We start from the raw sequence: 15048 nt of genomic DNA on the forward strand, positions 1-15048 counted from the left end.
TTTGATGCTGAAATTCATCTGGAATTCCTGGTGGCGCAACAAGGAGCGGTTCATCCTGCTCCTCGTCGGCGTCCTCATCGTCAGTACCGGACTCAGTTATCTGATCGGGACGACACAGGCCAACAACGGCACCGTCGTCGACGAACTGCAAAAGCGTTGGAAGTCATCGTATGACATTGTCGTCCGTCCTCCCGGCAGCCGCAGTGTCACGGAAGATTTAAAGCTGCTCGAGCCGAACTATATGAGCGGACTTGACGGCGGAATCACGATGCAACAATATCAAACGATACAAGAGATGGCCGATGTCGAAGTCGCGGCACCGATCGCGATGATCGGCAACAGTTCGACCGGCGGAAATCTCGGGACACATACGTTCGAAAACGAAGGCATCTATAAACTGACCATCACAGACCGGCAGGATACCGGTTTAAACGTCGAACAGTACTCGTCCGCGACCTACATCGCAGCCGGCTGGGAACCGTCCGGTGATGCGACAAATGCCGGTGTCACGCCGATGCCGCTTGGCAAACAACCGCTCTATGAATTCGGCAGCAGTACGATGCTTGCCGGAATCGATCCGAAAGCGGAAGCCCAGTTGATTGGTCTTGATCAGGCGACGTTCGCTGATACGTACAGCCGGTATTTCACAAAAGACGACCGTCCGAGTGTCGTCGATGAAGTCGGGACCGTCGCCATTCCGGTGCTGTTGAATGAACGCGAGTATGTTGATGCGTCCCGCATCTATACGTACGAAAAACTGGACGTCCCCTTACTCAACGACTCGATGAACGAGACGATTCAGGATGTGACGGAGCGCGGCGGCAAAAAGTATCTGGAGACGCTCCCGGTGACGTCCGACAAAGCGAAAAAGTACACCGTCACGACGCAACAAATCCAAAAAAAGTTAGTGCAGGATATTCTCAGCCATGCGCCGGCTGTCACGGATGTCAGCCAGTCCAACTGGATGGCGTTGAAACCTTCTCCGATCACCTATCAGCCGATCAAAAGTCCGTACGCCTCCCGTTGGCCGTTTACGTATCAGGTCGAACCGAAGAAGGTCAATCCGGATTCGTTACTCTTCAAACGGACGATGTATCGGGAAGCGCGGGAATTCGGCAGCTCCAGCGCGGACTGGAAGCGGCTCAGGCTCGATTATATCGGTGTCTTTAATCCGAAAAAATTGAATGTCTCAAAAGATCCGTTAACGGAATTGCCGATGGAGACCTATTTCCCGGCGAAAGCCCAGTGGGTCATGAACGCCAAGGAACAACCGGTCAATCCGGTCCGTGACGTCAAACCGTCCAATGATTCCTATGACTTTTTGACGAAACCGCCGTCGATGCTGACGACGCTTGAGGCAGCGTTTCAAATTCGCGGTAAAAAAGCGATTTCCGTCATCCGTGTCAATGTCAAAGGTGTTGACGCAATGAACGAACAGAGCGAGGCCAAATTGCAGGCGGTCGCCCAGGAAATCGAGGACAAAACCGGCCTGATCACGGACGTCACGCTCGGTTCATCGCCGCAACCGGCCTTGACCTATCTGCCGGGACTTGAGAAACAGGCGGCACTCGGTTGGGTACAGCAACCGTGGATCAAACTCGGCTCATCGATCAGCATCTTCCAGGAAGCGAAGGTCGGGATGAGCGGCGTCATCGCCAGTGTCATCGCGGTCGCCCTCGTTTACGTCTTCAGTTCGAACATCATTTTGCTTTACGCCCGCAAAAAAGAGTTTGCGATTTTACTGTCGCTTGGCTGGCGGCCGAGTCAGTTGTCGAAGATGCTGTACCTCGAAGCCACGCTTCTCGGGACGCTCGTCGCGCTGATTGCCTGGTCGATTCTCGGGACGTTTTGGCTGACGACGGATCATCCGATTGCCCTCACTCGGATTTTATGGATTGGCCTTGCCGGTCTGTTCATTTACTGGGGTGGGACACTTGTTCCGATGGCGCTCATCCGCCGGATTCAACCGTATGACAGCATGCGGTCCGGTGAAGTCTCAAAAGGCCGCCGGTTCGTCCGCTCCCAGTCTGTTTTCGGGATGAGTCTCAACCAGCTTGTCACGTACTGGCAACGGACGTTATTGTCTATCGTTGCCATCGCTCTGCCGACGAGTCTGTTCATCTTTTTCCTGTTCGTGACGTTCCGCTTAAAAGGAGTGCTGTACGCCTCCTGGCTCGGTGAATTCGTTGCGCTTGAAGTCGGCACGATGCATTATATCGCAATGGCGGTTGCCCTCTTGATTGCCATCCTGACGACGACGGAAATCCTCTGGCAGAATGTCAACGAACGAAAATCCCAACTGGCGGTCCTGAAAGCGACCGGTTGGCAGGACCGGATGATTCGCCGACTTGTTCTGCTTGAAGGACTGTTGACCGGTTTGTTCGCCGGTATCGCCGGACTCATCATGGCCCTGTTCCTGATTTTAAAAATGTACAATCAATTCCCGTCAGCTGAACTCGGTTTTCTGAGTCTGACGTTGCTGATCCCGGTTGCGACCGGTGTCACCGGGGCTTTGTTACCGGCCCAGCGTGCCGTCCGGATTACACCGAATGCTGCGATCGGCAGTGTCGCCGTTAACTCCAAGGCAACGGAGCGTCGTTTCCGAATTGCCTTTGGCACGATTGGCGGAGCGCTTGTCGCCGGTGTCGCTTCGCTGTTTCTGTTTGCGACCAATGAAACCGAGCCGCAACCGGTGGCGACCCAAGCGACCGAAACCCCTGTCGTCACGACAACCGGTAGTAAAATCAAGGACGGGCTGACCGGAGTCAAGCGTGATGAGCCGACAGCTTCAAAATCTTCTGACTCTGACGCCATCAAAAAATTGATGGCGAAAGGAAGCGTCCGCACCTTCCCGGGTGATCCGGCCCTGAAGACAACCTATTTCTGGGTCGGCCCTCTGTTGAAGGAACCACCGGCGTCCTTAAAGCTCGAGGAAAAAGCCGGTTACCGGTATATTACCGTTCCCGTCTATTTGAAGACGGTAGGCAGCCCGGACGAAAGTACGTACTACTTCCCGAACCGTTTCCAGATGTTTGACACAAAAAACAAGCACTACGTTCCGGTCGATTACGTCAACCGGAACGATGCCTGGCAACGCGGCATGGATTATACGGTGAACAAACGATCACACGTCGACCTCGTGTATCAAGTCCCGGAAGATGAAACCGAGTTTGTCCTGATTGCTTCCGGTGCGGCGATCAGTAAATCGCGTGCTGTTAAAATTGAAGTCAATCCGCCGCCGAAAGCGTTGACGGACAAAGAAGAACAAGCCGTCAAACAGATGATGAATAAAGGTGTCGTCAAGACCTATCCGGGTGATCCGCTTCAGAAAAAAGCAGTGTTTCATGTGGACGCTATGTTGCCGAATCCGCCGAAAGAGTTGAAATTAAAACCGCGGAGCGGTTACCAATTGGTCACGTTGCCGTTGATTTTTCAGGATACGTATTACGATTATGACGGAAGTTCCGTGAATTACCGTCCGAATACGTTCACGCTGCAAGCACCGGACGGAACCGAGTATGAACAAATCGATTACGTCAACCGAAACGAAAAAGCATGGAAAAATGGATTCCAGTATTATCCTCCGTTTCGTTCGCAAATCGATTTTGTTTATGAAGTGCCGGACGATCAGTCTGTTTTCGTCATGTATGCGTCAAGTGAAGCGTTCCCGAAACCGACGACCGTCAAAATTGAACTGGATTAAAAAATGCTCCCTTCCACTGACGGAAGGGAGCATTTTTAGTTAGAGCCGGATCAGCACGATACCGACAATCATCAGCCCGAGGCTGATCAATTGAACACCGGTGACCGGCGTTTTGGCTGCGCCAAACAAACCGAACCGGTCAATCAGCAGACTGCCGGTCAACAGACCGATGGTGACGATGACGACAGCAGCTCCTGCTCCGACAAGCGGCACGATGACAGCATTGCCGGCGATGAACAAGGCGCCGATCAAGCCGCCGATCCAAATCCACCACGGCGTCGGGAGCGACCGGTTAAACTGCCACTTCGTCCGGACAATCAGATTGACAAGCAACAGGGTCACCGTTCCGACGACAAAGGAAATCAATGCTGCTTTAATGGCGGAATCGAGCACCACTCCAAGATGGCCGTTGATTGCGGCTTGGGCGGCACTCATCATTCCCATGACGACGCCCATGATCCGCCAGCCGTAAATCGTTGAATCAACCGGCTTTGCTTGTTCCGGATGCCGGCGTTTCGCAAGCCAATCGCCGAGCGCAACGGTTCCGACGACACCAAGCAGGACAAATCCAGCGCCGAGCAGACGACTTGGGGAAACCGGAGTGACGGCGGTCGAAAACCAACCGAAATTATCAATCAACAGACCCATCAAGACCTGTCCAAAAATCGGCATGATGACGGTCTGAACACCGCCGATTCGCGGGAACAGCAGAATGTTTCCGGTTAAAAAGATGACACCGAGCACACCGCCGATCCAAATCCAGGCGGGTTCCGACCAGACACCCGGATTCAGACGGAAATTCTGTTCCACGAACAGCGTCAGGACGATCAAAAAAACCGTCCCGATGCTGAACGACAGCAGAGAGGCAAGGAACGGCGAGCCGACGATGCCGCGTAAGCGTGTGTTGACACTCGTTTGAACGGGCACGAGGATCCCGATGATTAATCCGATGATAATGGCAAGAATAAGAAGCCCTCCTTTTTACGAATCGTTCCTATCATATGCCAGAGGCGGACAGGAAAGCGATTTGCCTGCTTATACCGTCAGTTGAACACAAGAAAAAGCATCCGATTGTTGCAGATGCTTTTTCAACAGATGGATTTAGTCAGCGGTATTCTTTGCTCATCGGCTGTTCCGGATCGGCTCGACGGATCCGGTACTCGATGACGGTTTCGATGACGATTCCAAGCAGCATGAACCCTGCCACGTAAAGCAGTGCCATGTCCGTATCATCTCTAAGTTCAGTCATGACGATCAGGAGCAGCATGAGAGCAATGATACCAAAACCCATGATGGACCGGAGTCGAATCAATCGTTTGGCACGTGTCGAGTCCGACAGCCGACTGATTTTGAAACTTTCACGACTTAACATCACGCCGGAAACCGCCAGTGCACAGATCAGTACCAGAATCGACCAAATGGATTGGTCAAAAAAGTGAGCCGCTAAAAAGGCGCCGCCGGTAACAACTGCCGACAGAATCCGGACCGGTTTCGTTCGCTTGCGGATGGTCTGAATGGTTTGGATCCGTTCTTGCTTGTTCATCTTCTCACCTCATAACGATCATACATGTTCTGACTATATGGGTTCCCTCTTTTTGTAAAAATCATGCTAGTCCTTTGCCCCCGTGCGGCTGATCTTCCAGCATTCGCTCGACCTTTAGCAGAATCGGTCGCGCCTGTTCAATCAATTGCCGGGTCGCCGGCAGCTGCAAAGACGCAGCATGCGCCGCTTGGTCCGTCCAAATCTCCCGGACTATTACGGTATCGGGTTGCTCTGTGACACTGACGACATACTGCTTACAGTCTGAGACATCCTGTAATGAAGTTGCTGCTTCTAACAATACCTCCACCAGTCGTTGTCCCTCACCGGCTTGCGTCGTAAACTTTGTCCATAATCCGTAAAACATCTTCATTTCCCCTTTCATGACATGGTGATTGCTTGTTTAAGTAAAGAATTCTGGGAACACTTGGTTAAAACGGACGTAAATGAAGTCATAGCTTACATAAGAAAAAGGAGGATTCTCTCTTGAAGAACCGTCTGATGTTAACGACCGGTTTATATCTGCTTGTCATGATGATGACGATTTACGCCATCTTTTTCGAACAATCCGATTCGACTTTTCTGCTGGTCATCCAACTCGGACTGTTAATCCACTTCTACTTCCAGTACCGGATGGCATACATGGTACCGGATCAGGATGTGCCTGCTGCACCACCCGGCTCAAATCTGCTTCGGACTTTGCTCATTCTGGCGGCTATCGTGACGTTCTTCGCATGGAAGACGGTCCCGATTGCGCTCGCAACGGCCGTCGCGTTGGCGCTCGCTGTCCCGACACTTGTTTCTTACTTGCGTTTACGGACGCAGGAAGACTGACGCGTTCAGCTTATTCCCGTTCCGGCAACGAGCGGGTCCGCCCGATGAAGACGACCTGTTGTTTTGCCAGTCGAAAAACCTGATACTCGCCGCGCGGATCGGTTTTTAATTGAACGGCAACCTGATGCCTTGCCTCTTTCGAAGAAGCCGTCTTGTCATAAGCGGACCGGACCGCAATGATCGTTCCTTTGCCATATTGCTCGGCGACGTGTTTCGTCACCCGGGCCCGTACGATTTGTTCAAACGTCTCATCCTGTTCCTGCTCAAGAAAAAACCAACCGATGCCGCCGATCATTCCTAATAAGAGTAGTGCCAGTACCGTCTTTCGCATTTCGAACGCCCCGTTTCCGTTTTGTTCTCTGTAGACAGAATTCGCTGTTCATTAAAGATTTCCTGCTTTGTAAAGAAAATCCGGGAACGAAAGGAGGTCCTCCATTGTTTTCTCGCACTTTTCGCTGGTTCCTCGCTGGATTGATTTTCATCAATCTGCTGAATACAACAATCCTTGACCTGCCACGCTTGACGCTTGTGACGAATATTTTACTCGTACTGGTCGCATTGTTCTTTCTCGTCCGTTTGCTGAAATCTTCGGAACACAAAAAGAAGCCGTGAATCCGTCCCATTTGCAGGAATCGGATGCACGGCTTGGTCGTTACTGATTTAATTCGTCGACCAAACTCTCCTGTTTGCGTCTTGTTGCAAAAAAGACCAGTCCAAACACCAACATGACCAGTCCGGCAACTGTCGCACTGATACTCGTCAAGTTCAATGCGATGTCTCCGCCATCGACGCGTGAAATCAAGAACGTCGTTCCGATGCCGGTAATGAGTCCGAACCCAATCCCGCTACCGATGAAAATTAACATTTGAATCACAATTAGACGCCGGAGGGACGACCGGGTCAAGACCAACGTCCGAAGCAACGCGTACTCACGCCGTTTCGTCGCTAAATAATTCAACAACGAATTGGCAAGTCCAAACCAGACCGAGACGCTCATGACAGCGAGCGCAACGATGAAAACAATCCACCGTTCCTGCAATTGTTGATTCGCCAGTTTAACAGATGTCTCATACCGGTTCAGTTGAAGCGTCGGATAACGTGTCGTCAGTTCCTGCAACGCTGCCTGTGTCTGCTTGGTGTCGGCTGCATCAATATACAGTTCACCAATCCGGTCTTCAGAAGTACGGATTGAAGACCGCCAGTCGAACCAGGCATCTATTCGTAAGTCCGGATCAACCCGACCGACTTCATATTGACCAACCGAGACGGTTCCCGCTTCTCCATCGATAAACCGCCCCATCTCAAGCCGGTCGCCTACCGCTAAGTCATTCGCTTTTGCAAATACCTTGGAGACTATGACTTGATCGTGTGTTGAAGAGAGAACCGGTTTTCCGAGTGCGTCGAGCCTTTCAAAATCGGTCAGCGCATAATTTAAAGTGATGGTGTGATCAGACTTGAGGATTTCAAGTCCACTTGCCGGAGAAACAAACGTACTTTTTGCGTCCGGCAGCTCCTTTTCAATCGTCTGTGTCAGTTCAAGCGGATCAGCTTTTGTCCCCTCAATCAAACGGCTTTTCAGAACCAGTTCTGTCGGATACTGTTCTTTCAGATAGGTCAGCTCATGTTGTTTGATCGTCTCCAGGAACGTCGAACCGAGTACAACAACAATCAGCAGGATTTGGACGATCAGCATCAACAACGCATTTTTACGCAGTTGCGGTAAAACACTCCGAACCGCCACAAAGGTCGTCGGTCCGGCTAATTTTTGAAGTAACGGCTCAATCCGAACCAATAGCCGTTGAAGCAATAAGGGGGTCACGCTGTACATCAGCACGAGAAAACTGATGGTCGATACGAGATAACCACCGGCCCGGTGATTCTCGGTTTGTGCGAGAATCGTCGCATATAACAGCGCACCGACAGTCAGAGCCGCGAAAGTCTTGGCCATCCGTTCCCGGAGCCGCGACACTTTAGGTCCGGCATGGTTTTGACGCATGACGTGAAGCGGCAGAATCCGCCGGTTGCGGTAAGCGGAACCACTCAGCAACAAGAGAATCAACAGACTGCTGCCGACCGTGACTAGACCTGCCAGCTGCCAGTCAAAGGCAATCACCGTTCCATTCAATGCAAACAGTTCCCGCAACTGCTCCTGCAACGTTCCGTAAAATAATCCGCTTAATACGAAAGCCAACAGTGCTCCGGCGCAGACAATCAGACCCGACTGGATCATGAAGATTTGGAACAATTGCCGCGTCGTCGCCCCAAGCGTCCGCATGATTGCAAATTGATAGCGGTGTTTGCGAAGGAAGACATCAAAATTCGTCATCAGAATAAACGCGGAGACAATTAAAATCAACGCGGCGATGATTCCGACGTAGACCTGCATCGCCGAAACACCGTTAACGTCAGAAGCGGCAGTTTCTGCAAGATCCACGCGCAGTCCCGGGACTTTTTGAGTTAAACGGTCGGCATAGTCTACGACGTCTGCATTCCTTTTTAACTGAATCAAGACATACGTCGCACGCTTCTTCTGACCGACAACGGCATTCAGTTGTGTCACATCGGCATAGTTCATCACAAGCGTATCCGGTGCCGTCCCGCTTGCCGCAGCATCCGGCAAAATCTCAATCACCTCGTACTCAGCACCTGAAACGGTCAGTGCCTGCCCGACTTTTACATCAAACACCTCGGCTAATCCCGCATTCAGGATGATATCACCACGGTCGATGGATCGTTTGATGTGATAGCGGCTTTTCGCAAGTGAATCGTTCTTTATACCGATTGTATACACATCGGCCGTCGTTTGACCGGTCACGGTCAGATTCGTAATCAACACCGGTGAGAGCCGCCTGGTCTGTTTATCCTGCGTTAAGCGGTCGAGGAAGGACTGATCAATTACTTCCGTCCGTTTATCTTGATAGCCGACCGATAAATCCATCTTGCCGTAAAGCCGCTCGATATCCGCTTGAACGGACGCCTGGCTTTGCGAGACGAATAACACCATCGACAGGACAAGTAAAATCGAAATCATGACGCTGCCGATTGATGTCAGAAGAATCATTGGACTTTTCCGGTATAATTTCAGTGCCAACCGGAACAAATGCCGTTTTTCCTGCTTCATACCGACCTCACGTAACGCTCAAACGTCTCCATGATGGGTCCAAGTTCTCCGGTCGACGGCTGATCGGCGACGATGCGTCCGTCGTGGAAGTAGAGGATCCGATCGGCGTAAGACGCAACTTGCGCATCATGTGTGACGAGCAGGATGCTGGTCTGTTGTTCTTTGTTCAACGCCTTCAGCAGCGTCATGATTTCCGTCGACGTCCTGAAATCAAGATTCCCGGTCGGTTCATCTGCTAAAATGATCGGCGGATCGGCAATCAACGCCCGGGCAATTGCCACGCGTTGCTGTTGGCCGCCCGATAACTCGGTCGGCCGGTGTTTCGCCCACCGTGACAGACGGACGTGCTCCAGCAAATGGTCCATCCGTTGCCGGATAGTCGTTGCATCCACTCCTTTGAGCATCAACGGCAAGGCGATATTTTCCGAAACCGTTAAATCGTCGAGCAGATGAAACGATTGAAAAATAAAGCCGATATTTTGTTGCCGGTATAATGTCGCTGCCGGCTCGGTAAAGATATCGCTTTGCGGCTCGTCCCGCAGCCGCAACGTACCGCTTGTCGGCTGATCGAGCGCCCCGAGAATGTTCAGCAAGGTACTTTTTCCTGAGCCACTCGTTCCCATGATGGCAATAAATTCCCCTTCCTGCATCGAAAAAGAGACGTCGTCCAGTGCATGAATTGTTTCGGTTCCTCTTATGTATGTCTTCGTCAATCGTTCGATCTGTAATAATCTGGTCATTCCAACACCTCTATTTTACAATTTAATTCCATTTCTAATTATACACAAGACGACATCTTTAAACTAATATTTTCCAAAATCAAAAACAGCCCGCTGAGCATCTCAAGGGCTGTTTCCAAATTCAAATTAGTTGCGCGTGTCTTTTCGGTACGTCAGACCGATGAACTGTGATTTCTCATTAAACAACTTCCGGTACGACATGTATCCGACGAGGACAGCCGACGCCGCTGCTGTCGTCAGCAACAGGAATAAGATCAGCAGTTGATACAGAACGGCTTCCATCGGGTCGGCCCCGCCGATGATCAGACCGCTCATCATGCCCGGCAGTTGGACGAGGCCCATCGTCTTTTGCGCTTCAATCGTCGGAATCATACTCGTCCGGATCGCGCCTTTCAGACTCGTATCAATCGCCGTTTTCGTATCACCGCCGAGGGATAAAATCAATTCAATCACTTCGTCGCTGCGTTCGACCTCGTCCTTGAACTTATTGAGAAATAACAGTGACAGAATCATACAGTTCCCGATGACCATCCCGCTGATCGGGATAACTTGCTGGGCTTCAAACGGAATGATGTTCAGTCCGAGCATCAGTCCCATCGTCAGGACTTCGACCGAAATCAGCGTCGCGAGAACAATCCATTGGATCCCCGGGATGCCGTCGCCCTTGCGGATGACGTTCAGCGTCGCGGCACCAATCATCAACAGAATCATCAACAGGATGTAAATCGGACTGTCGCTCTCAAAAACGAATGTCAGGATATACCCGATGATCAGCAGTTGAATGATCGAGCGGACGGTCGCAATTAAGATATCTTTTTCAAGCCCGAGTTTCAGCGTAAAGGCGAGAATGAGTGGTATCGCGATGAAAATCAAGGAAGTTGCCAGTTGGACGTAACTCATGACAATTCCCCCTTTAGGAACGCCTGAATGTCCGAACGTGCTCCGTCCGGCTCAAGCAACGAGACGTCCCCCTGCTCAAGCAATTGACCGTCTTTTAAGAACCAGACCTCTTCACTGACCCGGCGTGCCTGATCGAGATCATGCGTGATCCAGATGACGGTCACCTGAAGCTCGCGTTGCAGGCGCTGAATCAGCTGTTCGATTTCCTTGACCATCCGAAAATCAAGACTGGCCGTGATTTCGTCGAGCAACAAGACATCCGGTCGATTGACGAGCGTCCGGGCAATCGCAAGCCGGCTCCGTTCACCGCCTGACAACTCTTTGACCGGCTGCTTTAAGTCGACATGGAGGTCGACTTGTTCCAGCAGCCGCTTTGCTTCGTCCGGTGCCAAAGTCTCACGGAAAATCGTTTTCGGCAAACTGAGATTATCCAGGACGGACCCCGGCAACATCGGCGCACTTTGAAATGCCATCCCGATTTGTTTCCGCAGTTCGACAAGGTTCATTTGTTCCAAGTCCTCGCCGCGGTAACGAATCCGTCCGCTGTCCGGGGAAATCAGTCCGTTGATTTGTTTTAAGCACGTCGATTTGCCGGCACCGCTTGGTCCGACGAGCGTCGTGATTTTTCCTTCCGTAAACGCACCCGAGATGCCACGGAGTATGTGTTTGTACTGCACGTCTTCAAAGGTAATGATCGACACGTCTGCTTCACCTGACTTTCTGGTTTCTGTTGATAGCTATGAAACAGGTATACCCGAAAATCACAAAAACATACAACGCACCGATGCGCTGTATGTTCGTGAATCCTTCATGTTGCGTCCTTTGGATCAATCAGCGGCCGCACTTCCATCCGCCAGCCGTACTTCTGTGCTTCCGGTAACTGGGTCGTCGGATGAAGCAACGCCAAGTCGACCGCCTGTTCCATATCATCCGCTTCAAACACGATCAGACTGCCGATCTGTTCCGTTTTGTCCGGGTCCGGTCCGTCCTGATGCTGAATCTGACCGTCGAGAAGCCGGGCCCGTTTCGTTTCGGCTCCCGGATGCCATTCAGACAAAACGTTGAGCTTCGTAAAAAAGGTCTCGAGCGGTGGATTACACCGTTCCATGACGGCATCGAGCTCTTGTTGCGAGGACTGATTCATCTTTTCTGCATCGTAATAACCGATGAATAGAAATAACATCTGATCCCTCCTAGTTCCAAGGCTTTCCTGACACGTCGTTCATTATTTAACTACCCTGTTTTTAATGGATGTAATACAAAACACCTTGTCTCCGTCGAGGAAACAAGGTGTCGCTTATTTATTAGCAATCTTCCGCAACAGATACAACGCGTACACCATTGACGGGATCGCCATGACGAGAACTGCTATGCGCAGCAAACCAAAAATGAAATTCAAGTCTGTATAATCCATTCATACTTCCTTCTTTCTTAATTTAACGATTTTGCGACGACTTGGCGCATCTTTTCAAAGCCGAGCCGTTCGTAGAAGACATCGACCCCATCGTTGCTCATCCAGTAGTCGAGATCGATTTTATGTATGTCCTGTTCGAGTGCGCGACGTTCCACTTCAAGCAACAACTGACGGCCAAACCCTTGCTGCTGTTTGTCATCGACGATACAGAGATGATGAACGCGGGCTTTCGAATGGGCAAACTGAAAGGCACTTTCCGGACGCCGGAGATATTCAATCCAGACGTAGCCGATCGCTTCTCCGTCGAGTTCGGCAATCAAAAACTGATGGTTCCCGGTTCCGACGATTTTCGCAAAAAATGCCCGGACCGTCGCAAAGTCGTACGGTTTAAAGAAGTCCGGCTGCTGCGCGACGTGCGGCTCATGGACGTAGCGATTCAGCCTAGCTAATGTATCCAGGTCCGTTGTCTCGACAATCTGCATGTGTACCCCTCCGCTCAGTGTGTGATTTGTCCATTGAAGACGTACGGGACCGTCTGTTGCGTCGTCAGAATCTGTTCGTATTCTTTCGACAGATTCATGAACTGAACGGCGTCGGCAATCGTCACCCACGAAATCTCTTCGATTTCATCCGGAAAAATCGTGCCGATTTCGCCCCCGCGAATCTCCGACTGGAAAAAGAAGAACAGACAATGTTCATCGACTTGCGGAAAAAACGCTTCGCTGACGTGTAACAGTTCCCCGACCGCAACGTCATATCCGGTTTCTTCCTTCGCTTCCCGGACGGCTGCTTCCGGTAACGTCTCCCCCGCTTCGACTGTTCCCCCGGGCAGCGTGTAATACGAATAAGACGGTCCGATGTTTTTGACCATTAACACTTGATCCCGTTCCTCGTTCAATAAGACGTTATAGACGATATTTTTTTGACGTGTCATGCTCATTCCCCCCTCAAATCGGTAGATGGTATTTTTTAACTTATTTACTATACCATAGTCTTTTTCAGACAGGGACAGTCCTCTATAAAATAGGAAAAATAATTCCATATGAATGACCTTATGGTAAAATAATTCCATTACGTCAAAAAAGGAGGATCAGGATGATTCATTTGGAAAAAGCAACAGCTGAAGACGCGCTTGCTTTATTCGAGCTGCAAGTCGCGGCGTTCAGTCCATTGCTTAAAAAGTATCAAGATTACGAGACGAATCCGGCCAATGAAACGATTGACCGGGTCTACGCGCGCATTCATCATCCGACAGGCTGTTTTTTAAAGATCATCGCGGACGGACAGCTCGTCGGCGCGATCTGTATTCGCTGGAACGAAGACGTTCATTTTCGGATCAGTCCGTTGTTTCTGGCACCGGATGCACAAGGCAAAGGATTTGCCAAACAATCCATGCTGCTCGCGGAAGCCTGTTATCCGCTGGCCAAGACATGGGAACTGTCCAGTCTCTTCGAAGAGACGAAGACATGCGAGTTGTACGAAAAGATGGGATACGTCGAAACCGGTGTCCGAAAATCGTTGAACGGCAAAGCGACGCTGATTCACTATCAAAAAATCATGGTCTGAAAAAGGAGAATGAGGATGTCGATGATGAAAACTATATGTACGGCGTTAACGGCTCTTACGTTACTGATTCCGTTATCCCCGGACGCGATCGCCGAGACAAACGGACCGACGACGGAGCAAAAAAATGAATGGTATCAGCAATATGAGATCGTGATTGAATCCGTCAATCAAAGCAATCCGGACGGTGAGCTGGAGTTGGCCCCGATCTATTCCTTTCAGGATGAAGACTGGCGTCCGGTCGAGGAATTCAGAAAAATCGCCAAGAAGCGGAGTACCTTCAAAATCGCTTTGACATCAAACGAGAAACAGGCGGTCAAAGAGGAGTCAGCAAGTGACATCAACGTCCGGCCGGATATTACAACCGTCTACAGTCAAAGTGCCGGACGTCATCTCTGCTCGGAGACGGTTTCCGTCACGTCCGAATCCCGGACAAAAGGGACATGGGTTCAAAAAGGCTATACCGCGACGCGTATCGATGCCAACCAAACGTATGAAATCAGTCTCGGCGGGTACTATACGAAGGATGGAATCGTCACGGGGCATATTCCGACGATTGAATTCCATTGCGGACGGAACGGTGAAATCAGTTGAAGAATAGGTAACATCTAAAAACCATTATTTTACATATAAAGACCATTTGTGGTACTCTGAACATCTAAGGAGGGTTGTCCATGATTAAAAGAGTATCGTTTGTTCTTCTTTCCATGACACTGGCTGTTGCCACCCTGCTGCTTGCCGCGCGGTATGCCGTCGGTCAGAGCGTCATTTCATTTGACCAGCCCAAAGCTCTCAGCCTTTCAATCGCAATCGTTGTTTTATTATTCCTACCACCTCTTTTTCTGTCGTTTTTTGAGAACACTATCATGAAAGTGATGAATGCGGCCTATCAATCAATCATTTCTTTGTCCTTCATCGGACTGATTCCCATGGGATTCATGACACCCGATGGCTCACTTGTGATTGTGCTGACTGCGGTGATTGGAACAGTCATCAGCATCTTCAGTACGGTGACGGCAGTCGGAAAAAGCAATGCACTTTCTACTACGCGTATCTAACTCTTTAATCAGAACCGAAGCGTTTTCGCTAAATCCTTGAAGCAACAGATGATTCATTTGTTGCTTCAAGGATTTTTTCATATAAATAAAACCTATTTTAACCCTGTGATTAATTGCAAATAAACATCGAAATAATGACATTTTTCATAATCATTTTGACTAATATCATTGTCAT

Annotated in this window: 17 protein-coding genes; 6 read left to right on the forward strand and 11 right to left on the reverse strand. The window is 50.4% G+C overall.

Annotated elements, in window-relative coordinates; translation table 11 throughout:
* The first annotated feature begins 4 nt into the window (after positions 1-4).
* Entirely contained in the window at positions 5-3703 is a 3699-nt protein-coding gene (locus tag N7U64_RS04130) for an ABC transporter permease (RefSeq protein WP_318928609.1), read from the forward strand.
* A gap of 39 nt (positions 3704-3742) precedes the next feature.
* Here N7U64_RS04130 and N7U64_RS04135 read toward each other — a convergent pair whose 3' ends face one another.
* The 3 genes from N7U64_RS04135 to N7U64_RS04145 form a co-directional block, all read right to left on the reverse strand.
* Positions 3743-4630, reverse strand: coding sequence for a DMT family transporter (locus N7U64_RS04135; protein WP_318928610.1), 888 nt, complete (start codon positions 4628-4630; stop codon positions 3743-3745).
* A 178-nt stretch (positions 4631-4808) separates the two neighbouring features.
* A complete protein-coding gene (locus N7U64_RS04140) occupies positions 4809-5246 on the reverse strand; it encodes a hypothetical protein (RefSeq protein ID WP_318928611.1) in 438 nt (145 codons plus the stop codon).
* Positions 5247-5307: 61 nt separating this feature from the next.
* Positions 5308-5610: a putative quinol monooxygenase gene (locus N7U64_RS04145; protein WP_318928612.1), complete on the reverse strand. Its 303-nt coding sequence runs from the start codon at positions 5608-5610 to the stop codon at positions 5308-5310.
* Between the two features lie 119 nt (positions 5611-5729).
* On the opposite strand from N7U64_RS04145, the gene N7U64_RS04150 reads away from it, so the two are divergent.
* Positions 5730-6077, forward strand: coding sequence for a hypothetical protein (locus N7U64_RS04150; protein ID WP_318928613.1), 348 nt, complete (start codon positions 5730-5732; stop codon positions 6075-6077).
* A gap of 10 nt (positions 6078-6087) precedes the next feature.
* On the opposite strand, the gene N7U64_RS04155 is transcribed toward N7U64_RS04150, so the two are convergent.
* Positions 6088-6408 (reverse strand): hypothetical protein, encoded by a 321-nt coding sequence (locus tag N7U64_RS04155; RefSeq protein WP_318928614.1) that lies wholly within the window; start codon positions 6406-6408, stop codon positions 6088-6090.
* 104 nt (positions 6409-6512) lie between these two features.
* Between N7U64_RS04155 and N7U64_RS04160 the strand changes: the two genes are divergently transcribed.
* A complete protein-coding gene (locus N7U64_RS04160) occupies positions 6513-6689 on the forward strand; it encodes a hypothetical protein (RefSeq protein ID WP_318928615.1) in 177 nt (58 codons plus the stop codon).
* A 40-nt stretch (positions 6690-6729) separates the two neighbouring features.
* On the opposite strand, the gene N7U64_RS04165 is transcribed toward N7U64_RS04160, so the two are convergent.
* The 7 genes from N7U64_RS04165 to N7U64_RS04195 all read right to left on the reverse strand — a co-directional run bounded on the left by N7U64_RS04165 (position 6730) and on the right by N7U64_RS04195 (position 13186).
* Positions 6730-9198 carry an FtsX-like permease family protein gene (locus N7U64_RS04165; protein WP_318928616.1) on the reverse strand — a complete coding sequence of 823 codons (2469 nt, stop codon included), beginning with the start codon at positions 9196-9198 and terminating at the stop codon, positions 6730-6732.
* Positions 9195-9938: an ABC transporter ATP-binding protein gene (locus N7U64_RS04170; RefSeq protein ID WP_318928617.1), complete on the reverse strand. Its 744-nt coding sequence runs from the start codon at positions 9936-9938 to the stop codon at positions 9195-9197. Before N7U64_RS04170 ends, N7U64_RS04165 begins: the two co-directional genes overlap by 4 nt.
* A 126-nt stretch (positions 9939-10064) precedes the next feature.
* Entirely contained in the window at positions 10065-10838 is a 774-nt protein-coding gene (locus tag N7U64_RS04175; protein WP_318928618.1) for an ABC transporter permease, read from the reverse strand.
* Complete coding sequence (locus N7U64_RS04180) at positions 10835-11539, reverse strand: phosphate ABC transporter ATP-binding protein (protein ID WP_290826762.1); 705 nt, start codon at positions 11537-11539, stop codon at positions 10835-10837. Before N7U64_RS04180 ends, N7U64_RS04175 begins: the two co-directional genes overlap by 4 nt.
* Before the next feature lie 107 nt (positions 11540-11646).
* Entirely contained in the window at positions 11647-12021 is a 375-nt protein-coding gene (locus N7U64_RS04185; protein WP_318928619.1) for a YciI family protein, read from the reverse strand.
* A 248-nt stretch (positions 12022-12269) separates the two neighbouring features.
* Positions 12270-12734, reverse strand: coding sequence for a GNAT family N-acetyltransferase (locus N7U64_RS04190; protein ID WP_318928620.1), 465 nt, complete (start codon positions 12732-12734; stop codon positions 12270-12272).
* Between the two features lie 14 nt (positions 12735-12748).
* On the reverse strand, positions 12749-13186 hold the full coding sequence (locus N7U64_RS04195; protein ID WP_012370370.1) for an NUDIX domain-containing protein: 438 nt from the start codon (positions 13184-13186) through the stop codon (positions 12749-12751).
* Positions 13187-13347: 161 nt separating this feature from the next.
* Between N7U64_RS04195 and N7U64_RS04200 the strand changes: the two genes are divergently transcribed.
* The 3 genes from N7U64_RS04200 (at position 13348) to N7U64_RS04210 (ending at position 14873) form a co-directional block, all read left to right on the forward strand.
* Complete coding sequence (locus N7U64_RS04200; RefSeq protein WP_318928621.1) at positions 13348-13818, forward strand: GNAT family N-acetyltransferase; 471 nt, start codon at positions 13348-13350, stop codon at positions 13816-13818.
* Between the two features lie 21 nt (positions 13819-13839).
* The gene (locus tag N7U64_RS04205; protein ID WP_318928622.1) at positions 13840-14409 is read left to right on the forward strand and encodes a hypothetical protein; all 570 of its coding nucleotides are present in this window, start codon (positions 13840-13842) and stop codon (positions 14407-14409) included.
* 80 nt (positions 14410-14489) lie between these two features.
* Positions 14490-14873, forward strand: a complete 384-nt coding sequence (locus tag N7U64_RS04210; protein ID WP_214764817.1) for a hypothetical protein — start codon at positions 14490-14492, stop codon at positions 14871-14873.
* Positions 14874-15048: the final 175 nt, after the last annotated feature.

Origin of the sequence: Exiguobacterium sp. K1, assembly GCF_033721435.1 — a bacterium.
In the GTDB taxonomy this organism is placed as follows: domain Bacteria; phylum Bacillota; class Bacilli; order Exiguobacteriales; family Exiguobacteriaceae; genus Exiguobacterium_A; species Exiguobacterium_A artemiae.